This window comes from Ensifer sp. LC163 (assembly GCF_001695855.1).
In the GTDB taxonomy this organism is placed as follows: Bacteria; Pseudomonadota; Alphaproteobacteria; order Rhizobiales; family Rhizobiaceae; genus Ensifer.
The window spans coordinates 448,953-475,556 of sequence record NZ_MBSS01000012.1 but is presented as its reverse complement, the minus strand read 5'-3'; the positions used below and the strand labels follow the sequence as shown (position 1 = coordinate 475,556).

Annotated in this window: 31 protein-coding genes; 13 read left to right on the top strand and 18 right to left on the bottom strand. The window is 62.7% G+C overall.

Features of this window, described 5'->3' with window-relative positions:
* Positions 1-19: 19 nt before the first annotated feature.
* Entirely contained in the window at positions 20-772 is a 753-nt protein-coding gene (locus tag BC360_RS12245; RefSeq protein WP_065795373.1) for a DeoR/GlpR family DNA-binding transcription regulator, read from the bottom strand.
* Between the two features lie 93 nt (positions 773-865).
* Here BC360_RS12245 and BC360_RS12240 point away from each other — a divergent pair, with 93 nt between their 5' ends.
* Positions 866-1,237, top strand: a complete 372-nt coding sequence (locus tag BC360_RS12240) for a DUF4406 domain-containing protein (protein ID WP_065795372.1) — start codon at positions 866-868, stop codon at positions 1,235-1,237.
* Between the two features lie 118 nt (positions 1,238-1,355).
* Here BC360_RS12240 and BC360_RS12235 read toward each other — a convergent pair whose 3' ends face one another.
* Complete coding sequence (locus BC360_RS12235; protein WP_065795371.1) at positions 1,356-2,087, bottom strand: DUF4198 domain-containing protein; 732 nt, start codon at positions 2,085-2,087, stop codon at positions 1,356-1,358.
* Between the two features lie 140 nt (positions 2,088-2,227).
* On the opposite strand from BC360_RS12235, the gene BC360_RS12230 reads away from it, so the two are divergent.
* The gene (locus BC360_RS12230) at positions 2,228-2,848 is read left to right on the top strand and encodes a glutathione S-transferase family protein (protein WP_065795370.1); all 621 of its coding nucleotides are present in this window, start codon (positions 2,228-2,230) and stop codon (positions 2,846-2,848) included.
* Positions 2,849-2,938: 90 nt separating this feature from the next.
* Here the strand turns inward: BC360_RS12230 and BC360_RS12225 are convergent, their stop codons facing one another.
* The gene (locus tag BC360_RS12225; protein WP_065795369.1) at positions 2,939-3,865 is read right to left on the bottom strand and encodes a bestrophin family protein; all 927 of its coding nucleotides are present in this window, start codon (positions 3,863-3,865) and stop codon (positions 2,939-2,941) included.
* A gap of 69 nt (positions 3,866-3,934) precedes the next feature.
* Here BC360_RS12225 and BC360_RS12220 point away from each other — a divergent pair, with 69 nt between their 5' ends.
* On the top strand, positions 3,935-4,696 hold the full coding sequence (locus BC360_RS12220; protein ID WP_244512716.1) for a dihydrofolate reductase family protein: 762 nt from the start codon (positions 3,935-3,937) through the stop codon (positions 4,694-4,696).
* Between the two features lie 58 nt (positions 4,697-4,754).
* Here BC360_RS12220 and BC360_RS12215 read toward each other — a convergent pair whose 3' ends face one another.
* Both BC360_RS12215 and BC360_RS12210 read right to left on the bottom strand, forming a co-directional pair.
* A complete protein-coding gene (locus BC360_RS12215) occupies positions 4,755-5,141 on the bottom strand; it encodes an MmcQ/YjbR family DNA-binding protein (protein ID WP_065795368.1) in 387 nt (128 codons plus the stop codon).
* On the bottom strand, positions 5,138-5,347 hold the full coding sequence (locus tag BC360_RS12210; RefSeq protein ID WP_065782328.1) for a hypothetical protein: 210 nt from the start codon (positions 5,345-5,347) through the stop codon (positions 5,138-5,140). The genes BC360_RS12215 and BC360_RS12210 overlap by 4 nt, the downstream gene beginning before the upstream one ends.
* A gap of 90 nt (positions 5,348-5,437) precedes the next feature.
* Between BC360_RS12210 and BC360_RS12205 the strand changes: the two genes are divergently transcribed.
* Complete coding sequence (locus BC360_RS12205; protein ID WP_065795367.1) at positions 5,438-6,400, top strand: LysR substrate-binding domain-containing protein; 963 nt, start codon at positions 5,438-5,440, stop codon at positions 6,398-6,400.
* Between the two features lie 119 nt (positions 6,401-6,519).
* Here the strand turns inward: BC360_RS12205 and BC360_RS12200 are convergent, their stop codons facing one another.
* Positions 6,520-7,179, bottom strand: coding sequence for a glutathione S-transferase family protein (locus tag BC360_RS12200; protein ID WP_065795366.1), 660 nt, complete (start codon positions 7,177-7,179; stop codon positions 6,520-6,522).
* A 222-nt stretch (positions 7,180-7,401) separates the two neighbouring features.
* Here BC360_RS12200 and BC360_RS12195 point away from each other — a divergent pair, with 222 nt between their 5' ends.
* The 4 genes from BC360_RS12195 (at position 7,402) to BC360_RS12180 (ending at position 12,866) form a co-directional block, all read left to right on the top strand.
* Positions 7,402-7,755 (top strand): hypothetical protein, encoded by a 354-nt coding sequence (locus BC360_RS12195; RefSeq protein WP_065795365.1) that lies wholly within the window; start codon positions 7,402-7,404, stop codon positions 7,753-7,755.
* Between the two features lie 161 nt (positions 7,756-7,916).
* Positions 7,917-9,293: a PepSY-associated TM helix domain-containing protein gene (locus BC360_RS12190; RefSeq protein WP_065795364.1), complete on the top strand. Its 1,377-nt coding sequence runs from the start codon at positions 7,917-7,919 to the stop codon at positions 9,291-9,293.
* A 170-nt stretch (positions 9,294-9,463) separates the two neighbouring features.
* Positions 9,464-11,797 (top strand): EAL domain-containing protein, encoded by a 2,334-nt coding sequence (locus BC360_RS12185; protein WP_065795363.1) that lies wholly within the window; start codon positions 9,464-9,466, stop codon positions 11,795-11,797.
* 280 nt (positions 11,798-12,077) lie between these two features.
* A complete protein-coding gene (locus tag BC360_RS12180; RefSeq protein WP_065795362.1) occupies positions 12,078-12,866 on the top strand; it encodes a L,D-transpeptidase family protein in 789 nt (262 codons plus the stop codon).
* Positions 12,867-13,084: 218 nt separating this feature from the next.
* Here the strand turns inward: BC360_RS12180 and BC360_RS12175 are convergent, their stop codons facing one another.
* Positions 13,085-13,561, bottom strand: a complete 477-nt coding sequence (locus BC360_RS12175; protein WP_065782322.1) for a MarR family winged helix-turn-helix transcriptional regulator — start codon at positions 13,559-13,561, stop codon at positions 13,085-13,087.
* A gap of 117 nt (positions 13,562-13,678) precedes the next feature.
* Here BC360_RS12175 and BC360_RS12170 point away from each other — a divergent pair, with 117 nt between their 5' ends.
* Positions 13,679-14,101 (top strand): organic hydroperoxide resistance protein, encoded by a 423-nt coding sequence (locus tag BC360_RS12170; RefSeq protein ID WP_065782321.1) that lies wholly within the window; start codon positions 13,679-13,681, stop codon positions 14,099-14,101.
* A 128-nt stretch (positions 14,102-14,229) separates the two neighbouring features.
* Here the strand turns inward: BC360_RS12170 and BC360_RS12165 are convergent, their stop codons facing one another.
* Both BC360_RS12165 and BC360_RS12160 read right to left on the bottom strand, forming a co-directional pair.
* Complete coding sequence (locus BC360_RS12165) at positions 14,230-14,442, bottom strand: alkylphosphonate utilization protein (protein WP_025426258.1); 213 nt, start codon at positions 14,440-14,442, stop codon at positions 14,230-14,232.
* Between the two features lie 205 nt (positions 14,443-14,647).
* Positions 14,648-16,210 (bottom strand): helicase HerA-like C-terminal domain-containing protein, encoded by a 1,563-nt coding sequence (locus BC360_RS12160; RefSeq protein ID WP_065795361.1) that lies wholly within the window; start codon positions 16,208-16,210, stop codon positions 14,648-14,650.
* Positions 16,211-16,281: 71 nt separating this feature from the next.
* Between BC360_RS12160 and BC360_RS31510 the strand changes: the two genes are divergently transcribed.
* Both BC360_RS31510 and BC360_RS12155 read left to right on the top strand, forming a co-directional pair.
* Positions 16,282-16,569 carry a hypothetical protein gene (locus tag BC360_RS31510; RefSeq protein WP_139110005.1) on the top strand — a complete coding sequence of 96 codons (288 nt, stop codon included), beginning with the start codon at positions 16,282-16,284 and terminating at the stop codon, positions 16,567-16,569.
* The gene (locus BC360_RS12155) at positions 16,562-16,954 is read left to right on the top strand and encodes a hypothetical protein (RefSeq protein WP_065782317.1); all 393 of its coding nucleotides are present in this window, start codon (positions 16,562-16,564) and stop codon (positions 16,952-16,954) included. The genes BC360_RS31510 and BC360_RS12155 overlap by 8 nt, the downstream gene beginning before the upstream one ends.
* A 162-nt stretch (positions 16,955-17,116) precedes the next feature.
* Here the strand turns inward: BC360_RS12155 and BC360_RS32710 are convergent, their stop codons facing one another.
* From BC360_RS32710 to BC360_RS12140, 4 genes are all read right to left on the bottom strand, one after another.
* Entirely contained in the window at positions 17,117-17,317 is a 201-nt protein-coding gene (locus tag BC360_RS32710) for a hypothetical protein (RefSeq protein WP_244512715.1), read from the bottom strand.
* 41 nt (positions 17,318-17,358) lie between these two features.
* Positions 17,359-18,276: an MFS transporter gene (locus BC360_RS12150; protein WP_244512714.1), complete on the bottom strand. Its 918-nt coding sequence runs from the start codon at positions 18,274-18,276 to the stop codon at positions 17,359-17,361.
* A gap of 119 nt (positions 18,277-18,395) precedes the next feature.
* Entirely contained in the window at positions 18,396-19,232 is an 837-nt protein-coding gene (locus tag BC360_RS12145; RefSeq protein ID WP_065782313.1) for an aldo/keto reductase, read from the bottom strand.
* An 87-nt stretch (positions 19,233-19,319) separates the two neighbouring features.
* Positions 19,320-20,501, bottom strand: a complete 1,182-nt coding sequence (locus BC360_RS12140) for an MFS transporter (protein ID WP_065795360.1) — start codon at positions 20,499-20,501, stop codon at positions 19,320-19,322.
* Positions 20,502-20,641: 140 nt separating this feature from the next.
* On the opposite strand from BC360_RS12140, the gene BC360_RS12135 reads away from it, so the two are divergent.
* Positions 20,642-21,535: a LysR family transcriptional regulator gene (locus tag BC360_RS12135; RefSeq protein ID WP_065795581.1), complete on the top strand. Its 894-nt coding sequence runs from the start codon at positions 20,642-20,644 to the stop codon at positions 21,533-21,535.
* A gap of 45 nt (positions 21,536-21,580) precedes the next feature.
* On the opposite strand, the gene tam is transcribed toward BC360_RS12135, so the two are convergent.
* The 5 genes from tam to BC360_RS12110 all read right to left on the bottom strand — a co-directional run bounded on the left by tam (position 21,581) and on the right by BC360_RS12110 (position 25,530).
* Positions 21,581-22,354 carry a trans-aconitate 2-methyltransferase gene (gene tam, locus BC360_RS12130; RefSeq protein WP_065795359.1) on the bottom strand — a complete coding sequence of 258 codons (774 nt, stop codon included), beginning with the start codon at positions 22,352-22,354 and terminating at the stop codon, positions 21,581-21,583.
* Between the two features lie 12 nt (positions 22,355-22,366).
* Positions 22,367-23,029: a haloacid dehalogenase type II gene (locus tag BC360_RS12125; protein ID WP_065782306.1), complete on the bottom strand. Its 663-nt coding sequence runs from the start codon at positions 23,027-23,029 to the stop codon at positions 22,367-22,369.
* A gap of 181 nt (positions 23,030-23,210) precedes the next feature.
* Entirely contained in the window at positions 23,211-23,771 is a 561-nt protein-coding gene (locus BC360_RS12120; RefSeq protein WP_065795358.1) for a phosphatase, read from the bottom strand.
* A 113-nt stretch (positions 23,772-23,884) separates the two neighbouring features.
* Positions 23,885-24,925 (bottom strand): zinc-dependent alcohol dehydrogenase family protein, encoded by a 1,041-nt coding sequence (locus BC360_RS12115; RefSeq protein ID WP_065795357.1) that lies wholly within the window; start codon positions 24,923-24,925, stop codon positions 23,885-23,887.
* Positions 24,922-25,530, bottom strand: coding sequence for a GNAT family N-acetyltransferase (locus BC360_RS12110; protein ID WP_083222524.1), 609 nt, complete (start codon positions 25,528-25,530; stop codon positions 24,922-24,924). Before BC360_RS12110 ends, BC360_RS12115 begins: the two co-directional genes overlap by 4 nt.
* Before the next feature lie 83 nt (positions 25,531-25,613).
* Here BC360_RS12110 and BC360_RS12105 point away from each other — a divergent pair, with 83 nt between their 5' ends.
* Positions 25,614-26,495, top strand: coding sequence for a branched-chain amino acid aminotransferase (locus BC360_RS12105; RefSeq protein WP_065782428.1), 882 nt, complete (start codon positions 25,614-25,616; stop codon positions 26,493-26,495).
* Positions 26,496-26,604 lie beyond the last annotated feature (109 nt).

Here is a 26,604-nt window from a genome sequence, read left to right as displayed (position 1 = left end):
ATCGATCGGTTCCGCTTCCTCAGGCGGAGAGGAGCGTCATGCCCTTATCGCGATAGGGGCCGAGAGCATAGCCGTTCATGTCCTCGGGCACGATGAGGCCGGCAATGTCGTCGGCGTCGGCGACGTGATGCGGCGAGGTGGCACCGAACTTTTCGGCCGTGGCGACGACGAAAGTGTCCGCCGCCTGGCCGAGGATCGCCCGCTTGACGGCAGCCTCCTCGTAGTCGCCGGTCGAAAATCCGTGAACCGGATGGATTGCGGTGACGCCAAGGAAGAAGATGTCGACGCGGATGCCTGCAATGGCCGCCACTGCAGCGGAGCCCGTTGCCACCATCGAGTGCTTGTAAAGTCGACCGCCGATCAGGATCACATCCGCCTCATGCCTTTCGAGTTCCGCCGCAATGGTCGGGCTGTGGGTCACGATCGTCAGCCGCATTTCGCGCGGAAGCGCTCTGGCGATTTCGGCGTTGCTTGTGCCGCCGTCGAGAAAGATCGTCTGCCCGGGAATGACAAGCCCGGCCGCCTTGCGTCCGAGCCTGCGCTTGACGTCACCGGCAATCTCCTGCCGTGCGGCAAAATCCGGTAGAGGAGGCACGAGCGGCAGCGCACCGCCATGCACCCGCTGCAGCAGACCCTCGGCCGCCATTTCCCTGAGATCTCGGCGGATCGTGTCTTCGGAAAGCTCCAATTCACCCGCCAGACGCTTGGCGATGATCTCGCCATCGCGGCTTAGCCGTGCCGAGATCAACGCCCGTCTCTGTGTGGTCAGCATAATTTTGCTCCTTGACTCTTCAAGATATTGCACGAAATATCGTGAGTACTCCAGTATAATCTGGATATATCGTGCAATAATAAGGAGAGAATCATGCTGATCCTGATTGCGGGTCCCTATCGCTCGGGTACTGGCGACGATCCAGCCAAGATGGCAGCAAATCTGAAGCGGTTGGAAGAGCCGTCCTATGCCCTGTTCAGGGCAGGTCATGTGCCGATGATTGGGGAGTGGGTGGCGCTACCGGTCTGGCATGCGGCCGGCGGCGCCAAGATCGGCGACGAGCTCTACGAGGAGATCTTCCATCCCGTCGCCGGCCGCTTGCTGGCGCTTTGCGACGCCGTGCTGCGGCTGCCGGGCGACAGCAAGGGAGCGGACAACGATGTGCGCATCGCCCGGGAGCGCGGCATACCGGTCTATTACAACCTCGAAGATGTGCCCGGCTGCGGCCAGGCGCGGGTCGCCTGAGCCAAAGCAGCCCCGGCGGGTATGGTCCGCCGGGGCTGTCGATCGCTGGCGGCATGCCGCGAAGCATGCCTCTGTACACCTTGGTCATGCCCGTTCCGCTGCGCGAAAAGGCGTGACCTTACTCGTGCACGTGCGGCTCGGCGACGAAGGTCAGCGTTGCCGTCAGGCCCTTCTTGTCGGCAGCGGTGTCGTTCTCGAGCGGAATTGCATGGCTGACGGCAAGAATGTTGACGCCGGCATTGCGCAGGGTCACTTCGGCTTCGCCCTTCGCGTCCGTTTTTTCGGAAATGAGTTCCGGCAGTCCGGTGTAGTCGATGGTGATTTCCTTGCCTTCGAGCGGCTTTCCATCAAGCAGCACGCGGACGCGAAACTTCTCGCCGGGCTTCAGCCCGATCGGATTGTCGAGTGGCACGATCTGCAGTGGCTGGGCCGGAAAAGCAGGCATGTCGCCATGCACATGGACAAGCGCGATGCTGTACTTCACCGAGTGGCTCGCCTGCTTGGCATCGGGGACCTCGCTCTTCGGCTTGTTCACCCATTTGCCGTCGGCGCCTTCGGTCCAGTAGCCATTGTCGAATTCGAGCGCGAGCAGCGCCGGCTCACCATCAAGCTTCAGCAGCGCATGGGTGCCGGCCGGTTTGATCGTGACAGGCAGTGCCTTACCATCCTCGCCGAGTGCCGAAACGGATTTCACCTTTGCCGGATCATAGGCCTCGTCGGCGGGGCCATGGCCGTAGATCACGGCAAGGTCGCCCCAGCGCTCGCCGATCCAGGCGCCATGCGCAGATGCCGGCGTGGCTGCGGTGGCCAGCAGACCGGCGGCAAGCAGGGAGGAAATGAAGGTTTTCATGCGTGACTCCGAAAATATGTTATAACGTAACGTTCACGTTGTATTGAATATGGATTTGGCTTGTCAATCGTGGAGACTTCATTTCTTCTGCGGCCCGAAAGGCGGCGCCAGCGCCGCCCTTGAATGGCAAGGAGAGTAACGTGCTGAAATTGTTCTACACCCCGGGAACCTGCTCGCTGGCCTCGCACATCGCGCTGGAGGAGGCAGGCGTCGATTACACGGCCGTACGGGTCGATTTTTCCAAGGCGGAACAGACCAAACCTGACTATCTCGCGGTCAACCCGAAGGGACGTGTCCCGGCACTCGTTACCGATCGCGGCACCATTACGGAGACGCCGGCGATCCTCACCTACATCGCCCAAAGCGTTCCGCAGGCCAAGTTGGCACCGCTCGACGATGCCTTCGAGTTTGCACGGATCCAGTCATTTCTGAGCTACCTCTGCTCGACCGTGCATGTCGCCCATGCCCACGGCCGGCGCGGTTCGCGTTGGGCTGACGACCCGGCCGCACACGAGGCAATGAGAGCCAAGGTTGCTTCGAACATGGCGGATTGCTTCGAGCTGATCGAAACCAGGATGCTCGCCGGTCCTTTCGTCACGGGCGATACCTATTCGATCGCCGACCCCTACCTCTTCACCATCGCTGGCTGGCTCGAGCCCGATGGCGTCGACCCGACACGCTTTCCCAGAATTCTGGACCACCGCAACCGCATGGCGCAGCGGCCAGCGGTCGCCCGGGTTCTGGCGGTTCTGAAGGCCTAGGTTCGGCACCGGCTCAAGCGCCCGTGCGTCAGGCAAGCAGTCGTCGGCCGGGGTCTCCGCCGGCCGCACCGATAAGTCTGAGCCGCGCGGCTACATCAGTATGTAGTTCTGCGGTTGCGGCAGCTGAGGCAGGTCCGTCTCCCCGAGCGCCTCGCGCAGGTTGATCTCGATCGTATCGGCGAGCGCCACGATCGGCAGGTCGTTCGGCAGGGTACCGAACGGTTCCTCCAGTTCGTCGCCCAGCGCGTCGAGGCCGAAGAAGGTGTAGGCGACGAGCGCGGTTACGAACGGCGTCGCCCACCCCAGCGCGTCGGCAAAGCCAAAGGGCAGGAGGAAGCAGAAGAGATAGGCGGTGCGGTGCAGCAGCAGCGTGTAGCCGAACGGAACCGGCGTGTTGCGGATGCGCTCGCAGGCGGCAAGCACCGCCGACATCCGCCCGACGGTGCCGTCCAGCATCATGTACTGAATATCGCTGATCCTGTCGGCGGCACGCAGGCTGGCAAGCGTGGCGCCGATTTCGCGCAGCAGCAGGTCGGGGGCATTGCGGCTGACCTTGTAGGCCGGCAGAAGATCTACCGGCAATCTCCGCAAGGCCTTGTCTTGCTGACTGCCCGGCCGCAGGTGGCAGACCAAGGTCTGTGCAAAGGTGATCACCAGATTGAGCAGGCGTGCGCGCGCGTTGTCCATGCCCTCCGCACCACTCGCGCCGAGGATCAACGTCTGGCGGGCAAAATCGCGGGAGACGAAAATCAGCTGTCCCCAATCCTTGCGGGCCTCCCACCAGCGGTCGTAGCAGGCGTTATTGCGAAAGCCGAGAAACACGGAAAGGGCGATGCCCAGCAGCGCGAACGGCCCGCTGTTGACGCTCGGCACCATCGCGGGAAAGGCCTGGTGGGCCCAGACGACGCCTCCAGACAGGGCGAAGACGAACAGCACTTGTGGAAAGATCCGCTGGATGACCGAGCCGCGCAGGATGAAGAAGAGCTTGAGAAGGCTGGGGCGGTCACGAACGATCATCGACGGCTACCTGTGCGGCAAGGATTTAGCATCGGTATAGGCGGGGCGCGAAAATTGGAAGAGCGCGCGATGGCGATCAGCGTTCTGATCCGCCCCCGCGGTACAACCGGCCATGGGAGTCGGTGGTCTGCCCGCCGCCCGTCGTTATCGCGATCGGCGCGGCTGCACCGGCCCCCGACAATATTTCAGACAGCCTGTCGGCACGCGGGCGTCCCGCTCGTCCTTGATGAGAGGATCGAAGAGGAGACGGAAATGCGCAAGGTTGTTGCTGGCATGCAAATGTCCATCGATGGCAAGATCGATGGTCCCGATGGATATGCCGACTGGGTGGATTCCTGGTCGGATACGTTCGACCTGTTGCCCGAAATAGATGCCTGCGTGCTCGGAAGCGGCATGTATTCGGGCTACGAGCAATATTGGAGCGCGATCAAGGCCGACCCGCATAGCCCGCTCGAATTGAGCGGCAAACTGCCGACTGCGGAGGAAATCGAATACGCCGACTTTGCCCTGAACACGCCGCATTATCTGCTGTCCAAGAAGCTCGACGGCGTACGCTGGGCAAATACGACGGTGCTGCGCGACGCAGCGGGAGTCGACGCTTTGCGGCAGCGACCGGGCAAGACGATCTATATCGTCGGTGGCGCGCAGACGGTTTCCGGCCTGCTCGACCGGGGTTTCATCGATGAACTGCGCCTGACAATCCACCCCCTGGTGGTGGGGGAGGGCAAGGCGCTGTTTGCAACGATCGCGCAGCGGCATCGTCTCCAACTCAACGAAGCGAGGTCGCGCCCGGACGGCACTGTCAGTCTCGTGTACAGCGTCGGCAATTGATTGAACTGCCCGCCGTGGTTCGAGCAGCACAGGTCGGTGTTGCCGATCGCGAGCGTCCTTACACCGAAAAGCCGGCCGACAGCTTCCTCGGCGCCTTCTCGCGCCAGGCGGCGATCAGCCTTTGGGTCAGGCTGGCGTCGTCGATCGCGCCAAGACGCACCAGCATCGCCGGCCATCCCTTGTAGTGATCGGTTTCGAAGAAGAGTGCCGGGTCGAGTTCCAGCAGCATTTCCTTTTCTTCAAGCGCACACATCACCACCAGGGTTTCGGCATCCTTCATGCGCGCGAAGCTCTTGCCCTTCACCAGCAGCGCCGGCGTACCATAGGAAGTGCCGAGCGAAACCTCCGGCAGGCCGGCGGCGTCAGTCAGCTTCACGACGCGGGCAAAACGGCCGTCGAGGTCTTCGCTTGAGCGGTCGCTATGTGCGGCCGGCGGGTGGTTCATCGCCCACCTGCCGGCAAGCAATCGCAGCCGCACTCGGCCGCCTTCGGCCACGGCCAGCCGGGGAAAGGCAGGTCGCCGAGTTCGCGCCCGTCCATCCGTTCGAGATCGGGATGCTGCAGCGGGTCGCGCGCCCAGGAGAGCGAGGCGTCCTGCCGGGCGTCTGTCAGAGATCGTGTCGGCTTCAGCAAGGAGAAAATCTTCAGCATGGCGGACCATCCTTTCGATGCTTGAGAGCATCTGCCTGTTTGGTCACGATTTCAATTGAGATTGCCGAACGGCAGGTTTAGAAAAACTATATGAGAGATTTGAACGCCATTCACCTGAACGGCTTGCGGGCGGTTGAGGCGGTCGGTCGCCTTGGCTCGCTGGCGGCGGCTTCCGGCGAGCTGGGGGTGACACCTGGCGCGGTCAGCCAGCAGATCGCCAAGGCCGAGGCGCAGCTCGGCCGCATCCTGTTCGAGCGCACATCGCGCGGATTGGTGGCCACGGATTTCGGCCGGCTGTTCCTGGCGCGGCTGAGCAATGCGTTTGGCGAGCTGGCCGAGGCGGTTGCCTCGGCGCGCCGGCGGGATGAATCGGTCCTGACGATCTCCGTCGCCCCGGTCTTTGCCGCCCGCTGGCTGGTCTATAGGCTCAACCGTTTCGCCGAGCGCCATCCGGACATCAGGCTGCGCATCGACGCGACCACCCGGCTCGTCAATCTCGATACTTCGGATGTCGACGTCGGCATTCGCGTTGGCGAGGGGCGTTGGCCGGGCGTTAAATCGGAACTGTTGCTGGAGCAGGAGGTTTTCCCCGTCTGCTCGCCGGCGATGGCTGAAAACCTGCGTGAGCCTGCAGATATTCTAAAGATGCCGGCGGTGATCGACGGCCATTCCATGTTCACCTGGGAGGTCTGGCTGCGCGAGGTCGGGCTTTCCGGCGCCGAATTGGGCGTGCGCCATACCTTCAACGAGGCCTCGCTCGTGCTCGATGCCGCGATTGCCGGCCAGGGCGTGATGCTCGCCTGGCAGACGCTTGCCGGTTTTGCCGTGACCGAGGGCGGTCTCGTCGTACCCTTCGGTATCCGTGCAAGAACCGGCTACGGCCACTACTTCGTCAGTTCGCCCGCAAGGCGGGAGAGCAAAGCCACGACAGCCTTCAAACGTTGGGTTCGCGACGAGGTCGAAGAGGGCATGCGGCTGCTCGACCTCAAAGCGCCACGCACCCGTTTCAAGCCATCGCTCGCGAGCGACTACAGCGCCGCGCGTCAAATATGACGCGCAAAGGACGCTGTAACGCATTAAACTTGCTGCATAATTTTGTCCCTAAATCGGATCCGATTTAAGGAATTATGCAGTAGTGTCGCCTCGGCGGTCCTGCGTTCGATGGCAAAAACCTATTCGGCTTCCTTCGACCGCACCTCCATCATCGCCTTGAAAGCCGGACGCGACTGGCAGCGTGCAAGCCACGCCTTGACCTTCTGATGCCGGTCGAACAGTTCCGCCTGGCTCATGGCATAGCGGAAAACTTCCGCCAGGTTGAGATCGGCAACGGTGAAACGATCTCCGACGATGTGGTCACGGCTGGCGAGATGCTTTTCGAGATGGGCAAAGGCCTTGCCCAATGCCGCGACGGCGGCCGCGATCTTGGCCTTGCCCTCATCGGTGTTTTCGGTGCCGGCGTCATAGGTGAGAATGATGCGCGCGGCGTGCGGCTCGACTTCCGTGGCTGCCCACATCGTCCAATTGCTCATCATGCCCTCTTCGCGGACGTCGCTCGGTGCAAGCGGTCCGCCATATTTGCGGGCGAGATAGAGATTGTTGGCAAGCGATTCCGTCAGAACGAGACCATCGTCTTCGATCGCCGGGATCAAGCCCATCGGATTGACGGCGAGGAAACTTGCCGACTTGGTGTTGATAGGGGCGTCGTCTGCCAACGGATCCGCCAGCCGCCTCGCCTGGATGACAGGTACGGATGTGAAGGGAATGCCGAGTTCTCCCGCCATCCAGTAATTGCGCGATGCGCGCGAGCGATAGACGCCATAGATCGTCAGCATGTCCGGCTTCCTCCTGCGATTTGCGTGTCCTCGTCATAGGCAATCACGGGGCGTACAAGAAGTGGCGCGCGTTGATACCCCGCATGAAATCTTTTGATGAAACAATCGCTGCGACGGCAAGGCCGCTTGTCTTTCAAGCCTTCGCACTCTAGCAATCCCAGCATCGATTTGGGGGCTTGATTGGCGCGACGGCGGCGAGAACGGAGCAGGCTGGACCTGGCAGTGCGCATTTTTTGCGCGCTGGCATTTGCCGTTTTCGCCCTGGTGCAACTGCCTGCCGGCGCCGCGATGCGGGCCTCGCCGGAGATGGCAGCCTATGTCCTGCCCGACGGCTCGCTTTCCGACCTCTGCCTGACCGGTCATGACGATCCGGATGGCAAGGGCGGCACGAAAGCGCATGGATGCCAGTCCTGCTGCCTTGCAGGGCCGGTAGTGCTGCCTGCGCCACAGGCGGTTCACACCAAGACTTCGCCCGCTTTCCTGGCGCTCTCGTCGCCCGCAGCGGAGCTCCTGCTTGCCCGCCCGGTCCTTTTGACCGGCTCCGGACCCCGCGCGCCTCCGCGGCTTGCCGCCTGATCTGCCGCTAAGGGTTGAATGCCAGAGCGGGGGAGACCGCCGACGAGAGCGTCTCGGCCGGCACGTTCACTTCGAGACCCGGCACAACCACGACATCCAGACTTCAAGCAAGGGTAAGCCGCCGGCTGATCATCGCCGGGCTTTTCCCGCGGGGGACACCCATGACGACTGCATCTCTTTCCGGCGCGGCGCGACTGCCTGATGTCGCCGCGCGCGGCATTTCGCTTTACCGCGCCATATGGCGCTGGCACTTCTTCGCCGGGCTTCTGGTCATTCCATTCATGATCAGCCTGGCCGTGACCGGTGGGCTTTATCTCTTCAACGACGAGATCGACGACACGCTCTTTGCCTACCGCAATATCGTTCCAGTCGGAGAAGCGCGGCTGCAGCCCTCTGCAATCGTTGCCAATGCCGTCGAGGCGGTGCCGGGCAGCGCGGCAGTCGCCTATCGCACGCCGGCCGGCGCCAATCGATCGGCACGCGTGACGGTGGGCGTAGGCGCAGGGCGCCTGATGGTCTACGTCGACCCCTATACCGCCGACATTCTCGACATGGTCGCTCCCAATGAGGAGTTCAACCAGGTGGTCGAGGACCTGCACAGCCTCGACTATTTCGGCAAGCGTGTCGAAACGATCATCGAGATCGTCGCGGGGTTTGCGATCCTGCTCGTCTTCACCGGCATTTATCTCTGGTGGCCGCGACAGCAGACTGGCGGCGTCATCACGGTTCGGGGTACGCCGGCGCGGCGAGTGTTCTGGCGCGACCTGCATGCGGTTACAGGCATCGCCTCGGCGCTGCTCATCGTCTTTCTCGCCTTTTCCGGCCTGCTTTGGTCCGGCTATTGGGGTTCGACCGTCAATGGCAAGCTGACGGCTGCCGGCATGGGCTACCCGGCCGAACTCTGGGACGATGTGCCGACCTCGACACAGGTGTCGACCGACGTGCTCACGAAGGCCGGCTGGCTGGTGGAGAACGCGCCGGTTCCGACATCGTCCAGGGATGGTGGATCGGTTCCGTCCATAGGGGTCGACAGGGCCGTCGCGATTGCCGACAGGGCCGGCATGTTGCCGGGCTATGAGCTGGCACTGCCCGGTGATACGACCGGCGTCTACACCGCGGCGATCTTTCCGGCCGACCTTTCACGCGAACGCACGATGCACATCGATCAATATTCCGGCGAGCCGCTGGTCGACATCGCCTTTGGCCAGTACCCGCCGCTCGGCAAGGCGATCGAATGGAGCATCAACGTTCATAAAGGACAGGAATGGGGGCTGCTCAACCAGCTCCTGATGCTCGCGACCTGCGCGGCGATCATGCTCGTGTCGGTTTCGGCGGTCGTGATGTGGTGGAAGCGGCGTCCGGCCGGACGCGTCGGCGTGCCGCCGATGCCGCCGCGCCGCAGCATCTATGCGGGGTTGTGGCTGATGGCGTTGCTGTTCGGGCTGGCCTTTCCGCTGACCGGTATCGCGATCGTCGTGATGATCGTCGCGGACCAGGCACTGATGCTGGTTCCGCCATTGCGCAGGGTTCTGTCCTGATTTGGCATGGGGCGGCTCGCGCTGCCCCATCTTTCCGGCTATACTGGACACCAAAATGCAACCTCTGCACGATTTTCCCTGTCTTATTTAGGGAAGGCTAACTTTTGGTCGCCTATCTTGGGTTGGGGAAAGTCAGACCGATCTCGACACTGTGCTTCCGGAGGCCTTGCTTGGCGAAGAACACGTCCTGCAATCCGCGTTATGCGGCCCTCAATGCGGGTGGCAACGAGGATACGCGCCGCCTGATCGACGCGAGCAATCGTCTGGCCGAAGAGATGAGCCGGATTTTTCCGGCCGACCCTGACATTGCCGACCGGCATTACTGGTTGGAAACGATCATCAACCACGTTCCCGACTATATCTACGCCAAGGATATCGAGGGCCGTTTCCTCATCGCCAACCAGGTCACTGTCGCCGACAACGGGCTGGAATCGCTTGGCGACATCATCGGCAAGACCGATTTCGACCTGCATCCACGGCATCTGGCCAAAGTCATCGCCGACGTGGAACGCCGCGTGATCGAGACGGGCGAACCGATCTTCGGCATCGAAGAGCGCGCGATGGTCACCAAGGGCCGCGATCGCTGGCTGATGACATCCAAGGTGCCATTGCGCAACAAGTGCGGCAAGATTGTCGGCATCGTCGGCGTGTCGCGCGACATCTCCGACCGAAAGGCGGCCGAACGATTGCTTGAAGGGCAGGCGCATCTTCTGGAGATGATCGCCAACGGCCGGCCACTCGAAGAGTTTTTTCGCGAACTGATCCTGCTGATCGAGGCGCTGGTGCCGCGGATCCGCGGCTCGATCCTGCTGCTGTCGGCCGATGGCCGTCACCTGCTGCATGGAGCGGCCCCGAGCCTCGACGAAAGCTATTGCGGTATCATCCATGGCGTCGAGATCGGGCCGAAGGCCGGCTCCTGCGGGACGGCTGCCTGGCGGGGCGAACAGGTGATCGTTGCCGATATCTTCACCGATCCGCTCTGGGAGGATCATCGCGAGATCGTTCGGCCCTACGAGTTCAGGGCCTGTTGGTCGACGCCGATCCACTCTCGGGAACGAAAGGTACTCGGCACCTTTGCCCTCTATTCCGAGGCGGTGTGCGTTCCTGACGAGCCCCAGAAAGAACTGATCGCCATGGCCGCTCATCTGGCGGGCATTGCGATCGAGCGCAAGCAGGCTGAAGACCGCATCAGCTTCATGGCTCACCACGACCCGCTGACCGGCCTGCCGAACCGGGCCCTGTTCGAAGAGCAGGTCGCCGAAGCCCTGGAGGCGTTACGCGGGACGGGGCATTGGGCGGTGCTCGCTTTCCTCGATCTCGACAACTTCAAGCTCGTCAACGACACGCTCGGCCATGCGGCGGGCGACGAACTGCTCAAGATGACCGCCACGCGCATGCGCGCATCGGTGCGCAAGTCCGACATGGTCGTCCGCGTCGGCGGCGACGAATTCATCCTTCTTCTGAACGGCCTGCCCTGCGAGCGCGATGTCGTGCTCGCCCGTCTCGAGGATATTCGCGCGGCTATCGCTGCTCCCATGCAGATCAACGGCCGCAGCCTGCAGATATCCTGCAGCATGGGCGTTGCCTGTTTCCCCAACCAGGGCAAGACCGTCGGCGAGTTGCTCGCCAATGCCGACATGGCGATGTATCGGGCCAAGGAACTCGGTCGCAACAATCTGCAGGTCTTTACCGAGGAGATGGCCGGCAAGGCACACGAAAAGCTGCTGAAACAGGCGGAGTTGCGGGAAGCGATCTCTCGCGAGGAATTCCTGCTGCATTTCCAGGCGCAGATGAATCTTGAAACCGGCCGGGTCTTTGCCGCCGAAGCGCTGCTTCGCTGGCGCCATCCCGAGCGCGGCATGGTTTCGCCGGCGGATTTCATTCCGCTGGCCGAGGAGACCGGGCTGATCGTGCCGATCGGCGACTGGGTGCTGCGTGCCGCCTGCCGACAGTGCAAGGCCTGGCATGAGGCCGGGCTGCCGTTGCTGATCGTCAGCGTCAATGTTTCCGCACGGCAGTTCCGTGAGCGAAACTGGGCAGCGCATGTCGCTGCCGTTCTCGCGGAGATCGGACTCGATCCGCAGTACCTGGAGCTGGAGCTGACGGAGAGCCTGATCATGCAGGATGTGCCTGGCGCATTGGCGACCATGCACGAGCTGGAGGCGATCGGTGTGCACCTGGCGATCGACGATTTCGGCACGGGATATTCGAGCCTCAGTGCATTGAAGCGGTTTCCCGTGCGTCGCCTGAAGATCGACCGCTCCTTCGTCGAGGACATTCCGGCCAGTGTCGACGATAAGGCCATCACCGCGGCGATCATATCGCTGGCGCAGAATCTCGGCCTGAGGGTGATTGCCGAAGGGGTCGAAACCCAGGCGCAAGTGGAATTCCTGCGGCACAGTGGTTGCAACGAGATCCAGGGCTACTTCTTCAGCCGGCCGCTCGCGTCCGCGGATTTCGCTGCGCTGTTGCGCCAGCCCGGGCTGAACGCCGACGGCATCTGATTTGTGCCGTCGCATCCGCTACAGCGCCGCGCGTCTTATCAGACGCGCAAAGGTCGATGTAGCACTTTAAATTACTGCATGTTTCCTTAAATCGGATGCGATTTAAGGAAACATGCAGTATCAGGCTGTCGGAAATGTGATCCGACGTTTATTGGCACAAGCCTCGTTCCAGCCGTAGATGCCAGCATTCTCAAATTGAGCGGGTCTGCGCGAATCGTTTCATTAATCAATTTCGTGCAGCACTCCAGTTCGTCGCCGCACTCAAGCCTTTCAGAGTTCGATGTCCTCTTCAGTCATTTTCTCCCGCCGCCAGTTCCTGCGCACATCAGGCATTGCGCTTGCCTCGGCAGGCCTTGCAAGCTGCACGTCCTCGATGAACACCGACCGTTTCCGCATGGAAACCGCGCCGGTCTTCCGTAATCCTGCTCTTGAAGGGCGTTGGGTCGATCCGCGTGCCGAGGGCATTCTGGAGGGCCCCATTGATGAAGGGCCGCTGCCGACGGGCCTGCCGCCGCAGAGTGCCTATTACGGCGACATTTACGCTGCTATCGACGATGGCGGTTATCAGATTCCGGCGGTGCCCTACCGTCAGATCGACGCGCGTTTCTATCGCCAGGAAGTCAGCGATCCCTTTGGCGAGCGCCCAGGTACGATCGTCGTCGATACCGGCGACCGGTTCCTCTATCTGATCCAGCCCGGTGGCAGCGCACTGCGCTACGGCGTCGGTCTCGGCCGCGAGGGCTTTGCCTGGTCCGGCCGCGGCGTCATTCAGTGGAAGAAGAAGTGGCCGCGCTGGACGCCGCCCGATTCGATGATCGCACGTCAGCCGCAACTGGCGAAGTATTCCGCCGGCAATGGCGGTATGGCACCTGGTATCGATAACCCGCTGGGCGCCCGCGCGCTCTACATCTTCCAGAACGGGCAGGATACGCTTTACCGCGTCCATGGCTCGCCCGAGTGGAAGTCGATCGGCAAGGCTGTTTCGTCGGGTTGCGTGCGCATGCTCAACCAGGATGTCATGGATCTCTATGACCGTGTGCGCGGCAAGGCGCCGATCCTCGTCGTCTGACCTGCCTTACTGCATAATTCCTTAAATCGGAATCGATTTATGGACAAAATTATGCAGCAACTCAAAGTGTTACAGCGACCTTTGCGCGTCTAAATAGTCCGCGTGCCCGCACCATGGCGCCCGGTTCTTGTTCCGCGCAAATCGGCGCGGTCACTGCGCGCTCGGCAAGCTTCTCACGTGTTGAAGTTTCGACGTTGCCGTCGGTGCGACGGCGACGATCAGCTTTCGCTCTCGCCCGAGGAGAGCCGTCGCGTCAACTGGTGCAGGGTTTCCCTGATTTCACCGGCTTCCTCCAGGCTGCATCCCGACGCCTTGCCGATATCTGAAAGAATGCCGAAGGCCTCTGTCTTGAGGTCGCGACCTTTCGCGGTCAGACTGACGATCACCTGCCGTTCGTCGCCGGGATCGCGTTGGCGACCGACATAGCCTCCCGCCTCCAACCGCTTCAAGAGAGGGGACAGCGTTCCCGAATCGAGCCCGATTTCCTCGCCGATACGCTTGACCGTCATGCCGTCCTGTTGCCAGAGCGCCAGCAGCACGAGATATTGCGGGTAGGTGAGGCCGAAACGATCGAGCAGCGGCTTGTACGCGCGGTTGAAGGCATGCGCAGCAGAGTAGACGGCGAAACAGAGTTGTTTGCCGAGCGTCAGCGCCTCGTCCGGGAGCATGTCGAATTGTGCCGCTTTGGTCGTCATTCCGGCATTGTTGCAAATTTAGGTCGAAAATGCAATTTGCAAAATTAATTTGCATGCAATTTAATTTTGCAATATGTAATCTGCATTGACATCGAAACCGCAAAGGAGACCCCGCCAATGCCCATTCTCTATCGTACCACTGCATCCGCAACCGGTGGCCGCGCAGGCCAGGCCAAGAGCACCGATGGCGTTCTCGACGTCACGCTGACCGTGCCGAAGGAACTGGGCGGTGACGGCGCCCGCGGCACCAATCCCGAGCAGCTTTTCGCAGCTGGCTATTCCGCCTGCTTCCTTGGTGCGCTCAAGTTCGTCGCCGGCAAGGAGAAGGTAAAGCTTCCCGAAGACACCAAGGTGACGGGCACGGTCGGCATCGGCCCGCGTGATGACGGCACGGGCTTCGGCATCGACGCCGCGCTCGAAATCTCGTCGCCAGGCGTCGACAAGGCGGTTCTCGAAGATCTTGTCCAGAAGGCGCATATCGTTTGCCCCTACAGCCATGCGACCAAGGGCAATATCGACGTCACGCTGACGGTCGCCTGAAAATCCTATCTTCCTCAGGAAACAAGAAAGCCCGGCGAGATGGCTCCCGCCGGGCTTTTGTTTGTCTTCATCGTGAGATGTAGTGCCATTGACGGCGAAGGCAGTTTCTGCGCCTGCCCGCGGCAGCATCAGGCTTTCTTCAAGAACTCGGTACGAAGCACCAGGCCCTTGATCTTTTCGACCCTGCACTCGACTTCATCGGGGTTGTCGGTGAGGCGGATGCCCTTGACCACCGTGCCGCGCTTCAGCGTCGTCGACGTGCCCTTGACCTTCAGGTCCTTGATCAGGGTCACGTTGTCGCCGTCGTTGAGGATGGCGCCGTTCGAATCTTTCACGTCCATGGACTGTTCCTTTCAAGACGCAGGGCACGCCCCGATCCGGTGGATCAGGACGTGCAGAAATCGTCATTCGTATCGTCTTGGCGGATCAAGTCCGCCTCTTTGCGTTAGAGCGTTTCCGCTTTAGACGGACTCACGGAAACGCTCCATCTCTTGGTTTTACGTATTTCCTGACGGAAAACCGCTTCGCACCTTTCCTGGAAATACTTTAGCGCCTGCTGAGGCTGCCGAGGATGCCGCGAACCAAAGCGCGACCAACCTGGGTCGCAACGGTGCGGGCAACCGATTTCATCGCCGCCTCCACCACGGTCTCCCGTTGATATCCGGAGGAACGTGGACGGGCCTGCTTTCCGGCAGGCGCCACCGGCTCGTCGTCGCCGAAGCCCGGAAGCGTCCAGCGGCTCCCGCCAGTATTGGCCTCCACCGGTTCCTGCTCGGCTTGCTGCTGCGCTTCCGCCGCTTTCCTGGCCCGTGCCGTCAGCATTTCATAGGCCGAATCACGGTCGAAATCTTCGTCGTACTGGCCACGAACGGGACTGACATCCATGACCTTCTGCCGCTCGTCCGCCGTCAGCGGGCCGACGCGGGACTGCGGCGGGCGCACCAAGGTGCGCTCCACCATCGTCGGCGCACCCTTGCCTTCAAGCGTCGAGACCAGGGCCTCGCCGGTGCCGAGATTGGTGATGACGGTGGCGCAGTCGAACTCCGGGTTCGGACGGAAGGTGTCGGCGGCGGTCTTCACCGCCTTCTGGTCGCGCGGCGTATAGGCGCGCAGTGCATGCTGGACGCGGTTGCCAAGTTGGCCGAGGATCGTTTCCGGCACGTCGAGCGGATTTTGTGTCACGAAATAGACGCCGACGCCCTTGGAGCGGATGAGGCGCACGACCTGTTCGACGCGCTCTGTCAGCACTTTTGGCGCATCGTTGAACAGCAGATGCGCCTCGTCGAAGAAGAACACCAGCTTCGGCTTCTCGGGGTCGCCGACTTCGGGCAGCTCCTCGAACAGCTCGGACAAAAGCCAGAGAAGGAAGGTCGCGTAGAGGCGCGGGTTCATCATCAGCTTGTCGGCGGCAAGCACCGAGATCGCGCCGCGGCCGTCATTGGTCGTGCGCATGATATCGGTGATCTTCAGCGCCGGTTCGCCGAAGAAATGTTCGGCGCCCTGCTGCTCCAGGATCAGCAGTTCGCGCTGGATCGAGCCGACCGAGGCCTTGGAGATGAAACCGAACTGGTTGGAAAGCTGGGTGGCGTTCTCGCCCATGTAGTTGAGCAGCGCCTGCAGGTCCTTCAGATCGAGCAACGGCAGGCCGCCCTGGTCGGCAATCTTGAAGGCGATGTTGAGCACGCCTTCCTGGGCATCCGTCGCGTTCATCAGCCGCGACAGGAGGAGGGGACCCATTTCCGACATGGTGGTGCGGACGCGGTGGCCCTTTTCCCCGTAGAGATCCCAGAAGATCACGGGAAATTCCTGGAACTCGTAAGGGTTGGTCGGCAGGCCGATCTGTTCGGCGCGCTTGAGGATGAAGTCCTTGGTCTCGCCGATCGCGCCGATGCCCGAGAGGTCGCCCTTGACGTCGGCGCAGAACACTGGAACGCCGGCATTCGAAAACCCTTCGGCGAGGATCTGCAGGGTGATGGTCTTGCCGGTGCCGGTGGCGCCGGTGATGAGCCCGTGGCGGTTGCCGAATTTCAGCTCGAGATATTCGCCTTTGTTGATCGAGTCGTCCGGCTTGCGGCTGGCGCCGATAAAGAGCTTGCCTTCTTCCACCATGTGGGCTTCATCTCCGTTTCATCAATGAAAGCGGGCGGTTCGCGGCTTGGCTGCCGGGGCCCGCCATCGAAATGTGGCTCGACCCTGTTATAGGCGGTGCCGCTCCACCCGGCAACAAGGCGATTGTGGCGCGCAACCGCGAAACCAGCGGTGCTGGCGGCGGCCGATCGGTCGCATTGCCAACCGGTCACGAGCGTGAAACGATTGTTCTGAGCCGTGGTTGCGATGAGACGGACGACGGGCTGCCCGAAAGCTGGTGGATTGCCCGGCATTCCATCCGTAGTCGCTTGTTATTTCGCAAGCGATCATTTACCTTGACGTCAACGTCAAAATTCAACGAGGGAGTTTTCCATGAATGAACTGGTCACGCGCGTAGCGGAGAATGTCGGCCTTGAGCCTGCGACGGCCGAAAAGGCTGTCGGCATGATCCTCGGCTTCCTGCAGCGCGAAGCGGCCGACGGCCCGGTCGCCCAGATGATCGAATCGATCCCGGGCGCAACCGACCTGATCGCGCAGTACAACGGCGAGGGCACGGGCGGCGGCGGTCTGCTCGGCGGCCTGATGGCGGCGATCGGCGGCGGCGGTGTCATGGCGCTCGGTCAGCAGCTTATGAGCCAGGGCCTGGGCATGGGCGAGATCACCTCGCTCGCCAAGGAAACCATCGCTTTCGCCAAGGAAAAGGCTGGCGCCGACGTGGTCGACGAAGTCGTCGCCTCGGTCCCGGGCCTCAGCCAGTTCGTCTGATCGCTTTCGGACGCGTTTAAAGAAAACCCACCGGCGCTTGTGCCCGGTGGGTTTTTTGTTGTCCGGGCGTCATGCCCTGGAGCGACGATAGGGCGCTATCGGGCCTGGGCGCGTGTTTTTGGCGATGCGCTCGCTCGGCTTTGCGGGCGCTGACGGCGGCGCCTATCGCCGACCGGCGACGGCGAAAATCAGCGTGAAGACGACCAGCACCATGCCGACGCCAAGCGGACCGGCGGTGGGATTGATCAATGCCATGAGAAACCCGGTGGCGCCCGATCCGGCCACGCTGCCGGCGGCATAGGCGAGCGAGAAGGCGGCACTTCCAGCCACCAGCATGCTGCCGCGATATTGTTCGCCGAGCATGGTCAGCGCCGCTGTATAGAGCGCGAAGCTGGCAGCGCCGATCAGCGCGAACAGCGCCAGCAGCAGCGGCGCCGATATAACCAGCGGAATGGCAGATAGCCGGTTGCCGCCACCGCCGCTGCCGAGATCGCCACCCGTCGACGGGGCAATTTGTCGAGCAATACGCCGATAAAGGGCTGCGCCAGTGCCGTCGGCACCGCGAGCGCCGTGACGCTCAACGCTGCAAAGGCCTGGGAATGACCCGACTTGACGAAATAGACCGGCATCGCCGAGATTGCCGCAATATCGGCAAAGCCGAACATCAGAACCATCAGGATCAGGATCGGCGCGTGCCGGAAAAAGGCGAAGAGATCGCGCGTCGATGATGGCTCCGGCCGGGTCCGCGCGCCCATCGTCAGAAGACCGGTCAGGAAGGCGACGAGCGCGATATAGATCGCCAGCAGTGCAAAGCCGAGGCCACCGCTGGTGCCGAGAAGCGGGATTGCCAGCGGTCCGGCGGCAAAGCCGCCGCACATGCCGGCGCCGTATAGGCCGGAAACCCTACCACGCAGCCGGTCCGGACAGGCGGTATTGAGCCAGGCCTCGCCCAGCATGAAGACCATGCTGACGAAGAAGCCGAGCGCGAAGCGGGCGACAAACCAGATCGGCAGCGAGGACGTGGCTGCAAGCGTTGCGAGGCAGAGCGAACAGCCGCAGAGGCTGGCGATGATCAGCTTGTCAGCAGTGGCACACCGCGTCAGGTGCCCGAGCAGCAGGGTCGCTGCGGCAAGGCCGGCAGCAAAGCCCATGGCGTTGAGGCCGATCGTGGCGGCCGAGACGCCGCGGCCCTCGAGTGAGAGCGAAATCAAGGGATAGGTGAGGCCCTGTGCGACGGAAAAGGCGGTAACGCCAAGCACGACGGCAATGATGGCCGGCCAGTCCGGAGCGATGTCGCCCACCTCAACGGTTTTCGACGTCATCGACCCCTCCCTTCGACAGTGCGTCCCCTCGGGAGATCGGCATCGATCCCCCTGGGGATCTGCTTAGATTATCCGCCGCCGGTTTGGAACTCGACCGGCGGCGGATCGGCAAACTATTGTCAGGCGGCCTTGTCCCAAACCGGCGACAGGTCTTCGGGGCTGACGATGCGGCCGTCCGGACGGGCAAGCGCATGAATCGCTGCCATCTCGCCGTCGCCAAGCGCGAAGTCGAAGATGTCGAAGTTTTCCTTCAGTCGCTCGATCGTCGCTGTCTTCGACAGGGTGATCACATCCTTCTGCTGCACCAGCCAGCGCAACGCCACTTGCGCCGCCGTCTTGCCGTGGCGCGCGCCGATATCCTTGAGCAACGGATCGTTCGGGATCTTACCGTTGGCCATGGCGTAGTAGGCGGTGATGGACATGCCGTGCTTGCGGGCGGTGCCGAGCACCCTCGTCTGGTCGAGATAGGGGTGATATTCCACCTGGTTCGTGGCGATCGGCGCGTCGCTGAGCTTCGCCGCCGCTTCCATCTGCGCGGTGTTGAAGTTGCTGACGCCGATATGGCGAACCTTGCCGGCCTTATGGACTTCGTTCAACGCGCCGATGCGCTCGGCCATTGGCACGTCGCTACCGCCCGGCCAATGCAGGAGGAGCAGGTCGACGTGATCGGTCTTGAGCTTCGTCAGGCTTTCGTCGACCGAGGCGAGAAAGTCGCGATGGGCATATTTGTCGACCCAGACCTTGGTGGTGAGGAAGATGTCCGCGCGCGCGATGCCTGATTTGTGGATGGCCTCGCCGACCTCGGCCTCGTTGCCGTAGATCTGGGCGGTGTCAACGTGGTGGAAGCCGAGCTTCAACGCTTCCGGCAGCACGCGCAGCACATCGGCACCGGGCATGCGGAAGGTACCGAAGCCGAGCGCCGGGATGTTGGCGCCGTTGGAATTGACCGAATGCATGTGGGAACTCCTTGTTTTTGCAGAGCGCCCGGCCATCGGCCGGGCGGGAAAGAGACGAGGATATAGGTGGGCCTGACAGGCGCTTCTTCAAGCCGGTTGGGCGACGGTTTCTGCCTTGCGGTCAAGTGCGCCGCTCAGAAGTGTGAGCAGCAGGGCGCCCACCACCAGAACGGAACCGACGACCGGCGTCATGCCGAGGCCGAGCGACGAGGCGACGATGACGCCACCGAGCCAGGCACCGATGGCAATGCCGAGGTTGAAGGCGGCAATGTTGAGCGCCGAGGCGACGTCGACGGCACCCGGCCGATGCTGTTTGGCAAGCTGCACGACATAGAGCTGCAGGCCGGGCACGGTGGCAAAGGACAGGAAGCCGAGGGTGGCCAACGTCACCAGCGTCAGGGCTTGTGAAGTAGCCGTGAAGGTGAAGAGCACAAGGACGATGGCTTGAGCAAGGAACAGACCAACCAGAGCCTTCACCGGATCGCGGTTGGCGATCTTGCCGCCGGCGATGTTGCCGATCGCGATCGCGACGCCGTAGAGCACCAGGATCAGGCTGACGGCACCCTCGGAAAAGCCGGTGATTTCCTGCAGGATCGGCGCCAGGAAGGTGAAGGCGACGAAGGTGCCGCCGTAGCCGAGGGTGGTCATGGCGAAGACGATCAGCAGCCGGCCGGAGCCGAGAACGCGCACCTGGTCGATCAGCCGTGCCGGCGGCGCCTTGGTCAGCGTGTTCGGCAGCAGAGCTGCAATCGCGGCAAGAGCGATGACGCCAAGCCCGGTGACGGCCCAGAAGGTGGCGCGCCAGCCAAAAGTCTGGCCGATCCAGGTACCGAGCGGCACGCCGGTGACGATCGCCACCGTCAGGCCCATGAACATCATGGCGATCGCCGAGGCGCGACGGTCCTCGGGCACGAGGTCGGCGGCGATGGTCGAGCCGACGGAGAAGAAGACGCCGTGGGCGAAGGCGGAGATGACGCGGGCAATCAGCAGTGGCTCGTAGCTTGGCGACAGCGCCGCCGCGGCGTTGCCGACGATGAACAGCGCCATCAGGCCGACCAGCAGCGGCTTGCGTTCGATCCGGCCGGTAAGAGCGGTCAGGATCGGCGCGCCGAAGGTGACGCCGAGCGCGTAGACGCTGACGATGAGGCCGGCAAGCGGCAGGGTGATGTGGAGGTCGCTCGCGACCGTCGGCAGAAGGCCGACGATGACGAATTCGGTGGTTCCGATCGCGTAGGCCGCGACCGTCAGTGCAAAGAGCGCAATGGGCATGACAAGACCCTTTCCCGCCTGGTTGGGAGCAACCGGGCGTTTTGGTGTTGATGTGTTCGAGGGGAATATGAGGGTGGAGAGCTTGCGCGATAATCCGTATAATCGGACAAACGACTGTGAACCAAATTCAAAGGTGAATGATGGACAACCGCGCCGGTGAGATGGAGGTCTTTGTTGCTGTCTGCGAAACGCGCAGCTTCTCTGCCGCCGGCCGGCGGCTGAGACTATCGCCGTCCGCCGTCAGCAAGCTGGTCACCCGGATCGAGGATCGGCTGGGCACGCGCCTGCTGGTGCGCTCGACCCGGACCCTGCAATTGACGCCGGAGGGCGAAGTCTATCTACAACGCGCCCAGCGCATCCTGACCGAGATCGCCGAGACCGAGCAACTGGTTGCCGCCGGTGGCCGGCTCTCTCCCCGCGGGCTTCTGCGCGTCAACGCATCGGTCGGCTTCGGCGAACGCTACATCCTGCCGCTCGCGCCTGAGTTTCTCGAGCGCTATCCGGAGGTGCGCCTCGATCTGACCCTGACGGACAGCTTGATCGACGTGGTCGGCGAACGGGCCGACGTGGCGATCCGGACCGGTCCCTTGCGCGATTCGTCGTTGAAGGCCCGCAAGCTGATGGAAAGTCGGCCGGTGGTGATCGCGTCCCCGGCCTATCTCGCCAGACATGGCGTGCCGCAGACGCCGGCCGACCTGGAAAATCACAATTGCATTCGCTTCAACTTCCGCCGCAGCGTCGACGAGTGGGCCTTTCGTGCGCCAGGGCAAGCCTCGGTCGAGCTTCTGTCCGTCTTCGGAAACCTGCAGGTCTCGAGCGGCGCGATCGTCCAGCAGCTCTGTCTCGCCGGTGTCGGCATCGGCCGGATCGGTCGCTTCCACGCCGAGCCGGATCTGGCCGCGGGTCGGCTGGTCGCATTGCTGGAGGATTATCGGCCCGACGAGATCGAAACGGTCTATGCCGTCTATGCCGGCCACGAACATCTCGCTGCCCGCATCCGTGCTTTCATCGACTTCCTGGTCGAACGGATCTGATGCCTGTCTCCCGAATTTCGCTGGCGCTATCCTGTCTGACCTGTCTTAGTCGGCCTTGACGGCGACGACGAAGAATCTGGGAAAGCGCAAAAGCACCCGGCCATCGCTCAGGGCCGGATAGGCGTCACGAATCCGGTCGGTATAGGCCGCGGAAAAGGCGTCGCGTCGCTCCGGCGGCAGCGCATCGAGATAGGGGCGGAGTCCCGTACCCTTCACCCATTCGACGATCGCTTCGGCGTTCGCCAGCCGGTGATAGTAGATGGTATGCCAGACCTCGATTTGGGCTGCATGCTGCGACAGGCGCTCGACATAGACTGACGGCGCCGGCAACGGATTGCGGCGGATCGTCCGGCCTTCGAAGGCGTCGGCGAACTTGGCGCTGCGGGCCGTTTCTTCCATCAGCAGATGGGTCGGCTGGTCGAGATTGTCGGGCAACTGCACCGCAAGCGTGCCGCCGGCGGCAAGGGATGCGGTCAGCCTTTCCAGGACGGCGAGGTGACCGGGCAGCCACTGGAAGACGGCATTGGCGAAGAACAGCGAGGCGCCCTTGGGCGGTGCCCAGGTCGCCAGATCGGCCTTCTCGAAGGTCAGGCCCGGCAGCCGCTTGGCGGCGGCCAGCAGCATGTTCTCGTCGCTGTCGAGGCCGGAAAGCGGCGCGTCCGGAAATCGCTGATGGATCAGTTCGGTCGAATTTCCCGGACCGCAGCCAAGGTCGAAGGCAGGACCCGACGGCAGGTCCGGAACCTGCGCCAGCAGGTCGCGGGCCGGCCGCGTGCGCTCGTCTTCGAATTTCAGGTATTGCGACGCCGACCAAGCCATCGAGACAAACCCTCAGATACCGAATTGCAGACTTTCGAGCGAAGGTAGGATCAACGCCGGGCCCTGGTCGCGATATTCGTCGGGCATGTCCGCCCGATTGATCCAGACCGTGCGGAAGCCGAACTTCGTCGCGCCTGCAATGTCCCAGCGGTTTGACGACTGGAAGGAAACCGCATGCGGGTAAAGCCGGTAGCGGGTGGTGACGATATCATAGACCGCAGGTGCCGCCTTGTAGGTCTTGACCGTGTCGACGGAGAAGACGTCGTCAATGACGATTTCGAGCGCTGCATTGTGCACGGCCGCGGCCAGCATATCAGGAGAACCGTTGGAAAGGATGGCGAGCCGCGCTCCGCGCTCCTTCAGCCCTTTCAGAACGGCGGGGACTTCGGGGTAGCAATCGAGCGTCCAATAGGCATCGAGCAGTGGTTTCCTCAGCTTGCGGTCAGCGGACGGGAACCGGGAAAAGGCATAGTCTAGCGACTGCTCGGTCAGCTGCCAGAAATCCTGATAGGCGCCCATCAGGGAACGCACCCAGGAATATTCGAGCTGCTTGGCCCGCCAGAGCTCGGAGAAGGCCTGTCCGTCCGGGCCGATCTCGGCAGCATGGCGCCGAACCGCCGCATGCACGTCGAAAAGTGTGCCGTAGGCATCGAACACATAAGCCGCGTGGGACATTCTTTCCTCCCGTCCATCATCTCCGGCCGCACGGCGGGACAAGATATCTTATCTCGTCAAAGCGTGGCCGAAAACAAAGACTTACCGCATTGTGCCGGCGGAGGCACGCCGCGAACACCGTTCTTTTGCGTGATCATGGCAAAGATTTGTGCATTGCACAACGACATTGCGCTGTCAGCCGTCAGCCTTTGCCGGGTTTCCAGACCTTCGCGGGGAAGCGCAGGGCCTGCCTGGCAAGCTTTCCCTTGAGCCCAAGGGCCGTGTCGCAGAGCCCGACCACATGCCGGTTTGGCTTCGCCTCCGGTCGCAGCGCATGCAACGCGGCGGCCGCCTCTTCGGGCGACATGTATCGGGCAAGAATGCCGAGGCTCAGCGCCGTCGCACGACCGATGCCGCGCAGACAATGGACCAGCAGATGTGCGTCCTCAGGCAGGCTGTCGACAAAATTGAAGGCTGCCTCGATCGCGTCCGGCCGCGCGGCGTCGGGTGCATCGGGGTCGGTGGCGTCGCCGAAATAGAGTTCGAGGTGCCTTTCCGGTGGCAGTTCGATCATCGACAGCAACCGGCTCGCCGGCGCCCGCATCGAGATCAGGTGCGTCGGTGCCCAGAGCGCCCGATTGTGCCGGGCTTCCGTTTGAGAGCTGATGATCATCCGGATGGGCCAGCCGTTCGGATGGGCCGGATTGGCATTGAGAGCAGGGCTGTAGAGTTCTTCCCCGGTGGCAGCTGCCGCTAGCGCCATGACAGGACCTCGTCGTGATTCTTCCTGTGATGATTTTGCCCTGAAAGCGGTTCCGGCTTAAGGGCAAAATCGCATCCGCCACCAAAAGCAAACAGCCTTTGAGACGTGCCCGTTCAGAACCGGGTAATCACACTGATGCCAAGGTCGGTCGCGCGGTCCATTGAGACAAGGGCAGGGATCGCCTCTTGGAGCGAGACTTCGCGGCCGATCAACTGCTGCGGTTGCAGCTTGCCGTTGGCGATCATCGACAGCATGGCGTCGTATCGCCATGCCTGCATGCCGTGGCTGCCGTAGATTTCGAGCTCATGGCCGATCACCTGTGCCATCGGGATTTCAGGCGTGGCATGGTCGCCGAGCATCAGGCCGACCTGCACGTGGCGGCCGCGCCGGCGCAGGTTCTTGATCGAGTTGAAGCAGGTGACGGGATGGCCGAGCGCATCGATCGAGACATGGGCGCCGCCGCCGGTAATTTCTTTGACTGCGCCGGCGACATCGTCCGTGTCGCGGCCGTTGACCGTGGCGACCGCGCCGAGTTTTTTGGCGAATGCGAGCTTGTCTTCGGCAATGTCGATCGCGATCGGATGCGCGCCGAGCGCGGCGGCAATCATGATTGCCGATAGGCCGACACCGCCGCAGCCGTGGACGGCGACCCACTCGCCGCCCTTGACCCGTGCCTGGTCGGCGACGGCGCGAAACGAAGTGGCAAACCGGCAACCGAGGCTGGCGGCCGTCTTGAAGTCCATGTTTTCCGGCAGGTGCACCAGGTTCTGGTCGGCGAAATCGAGCGCAACATATTCGGCAAAGGAGCCCCAATGCGTGAAGCCCGGCTGGAACTGCACCTCGCAGACCTGCTGGTTGCCCGAGCGGCATTCGCCGCAGCGGCCGCATCCGGAAACGAAGGGTACCGTCACCCGGTCGCCGACCTTGTAGCGCACCACGCCGCGGCCGGTGGCGGTCACGATGCCGGCGAGCTCATGGCCCGGCACGTGCGGCAGGCGAATATCGGCGTCGTGCCCCATCCAGCCATGCCAGTCGGAGCGGCACAGGCCCGTCGCTTCGACCTTGACGACCACGCCGTTTTCGGTCGGCGTCGGATCGGGAAGCGTGCGGATCTCGGGCGTCTTCTCGAAGGCGTCGTAGTACATGGCTTTCATCGGGGCACTCCTTGCGATGTCTGAGCCGGTGCGGCGCGGCCGTCTATGTGCCGCGCCATCAGAATTTCGTCGACCTCTTCCTCGCCGTCGAGGAGGCCGCCCGGAACGCGCCCGATTTCGCGGAACTCTTCGCGCTCGTAGAAACGGATGGCCGTCTCATTGTCGGCGCGGGCGACGAGCTCCAGCATCCGGATGCCGGCCGAGCGGGCATGGTCGGTCAGATGTGCGAGAAGCTCGCGCGCCACGCCGGAACCGCGCGCCTCGCGGCGCACATAGACCATGATGATGGTGGCACGGTGCGCCATCCGGCTGGAGCGCTGCCGCATGAGCCCCATGATGCCGACAGGCTCATGCCCGTCGAGCGCGACGAAGACGGTGTTTGCGGCAAGCCTTGCCTGCCATTCCGCCGTCGAAAGCCGCGCCCAATCCGCCGCGGTGGAAGCGAAGGCCTGCGGCTCGCGGTGCAGCGCCTCCAGCCGTATGCGGCGGAAGATTTCCACGTCGTCCTGATCAAGATGCCTGATGGTGCGCACGTCTGCCCCTTTTCCCTTGCGCGACAGACTACGCGAGAGGCCGTTGCGGTGCCAGAATGGACGCCATGACATTTTTTGATGTACCCATTCACCCCCATGCTGCTTTTTCGAGCTATGGCGGCAGATACGGAAGACAAAACGTGAAGGAGACGCCGATGGCCGTCGATACATCCCCCCGCTCAGTGACCTGGACCTTTGTCGACGGCGAATGGCTGTCCGGCAATCCGCCGCTGATCGGTCCGACCTCCCATGCCATGTGGCTGGGTTCGACCGTATTCGACGGTGCCCGCTTCTTCGACGGCGTCGCGCCGGACCTCGACCTGCATTGCCAGCGCGTCAACCGCTCGGCAACGGCGCTCGGGCTGAAGCCGACCATGAAGCCGGAAGAGATCGAGGCCCTGAGCTGGGAAGGCGCCAAGAAATTCGACGGCCAGACGGCACTCTACGTCAAGCCGATGTACTGGGCCGAGCATGGCGCGGCCGGCGTCGTTGCGATCGATCCGGAATCGACCCGCTTCGCGCTGTGCCTGTTCGAGGCGCCGATGGGCAACGGCCATGGCGGTTCATCGCTGACGCTGTCGCCGTTCCGGAGGCCCACGCTCGAATCCATGCCGACCGATGCCAAGGCCGGCTGCCTTTATCCCAACAACGCCCGCATCCTGACCGAGGCGCGGTCGCGCGGCTTCGACAATGCGCTGGTGCGCGACATGCTCGGCAACATCGCCGAAACCGGCTCCTCCAACGTCTTTCTGGTCAAGGATGGCGTCGTGTTCACGCCGGCGGCTAACCGCACCTTCCTGGCCGGCATCACCCGCTTCCGCGTCATGACGCTGTTGCGCGAGGCCGGTTTCGAAGTTGTCGAAGCGACATTGTCGATGGCCGATTTTGAAGCTGCCGACGAGATCTTCACCTCCGGCAACTACTCCAAGGTCTTGCCGGTCACTCGCCTTGACGAGCGCGACCTGCAGGCCGGGCCGATCGCCGCCAAGGCGCGCGATCTCTACATGGATTGGGCACATTCCAGCCAGGACGGCTGAGGAGGTCAACGCTCGGTGCGGGTCATGGTGCCCGCGCCACGGTCGCGGCCCAGGTCGGCTGTGATTCGCAACCCATTGTGGCGCTGGGTGGAATGGTTTCCGGCCGATT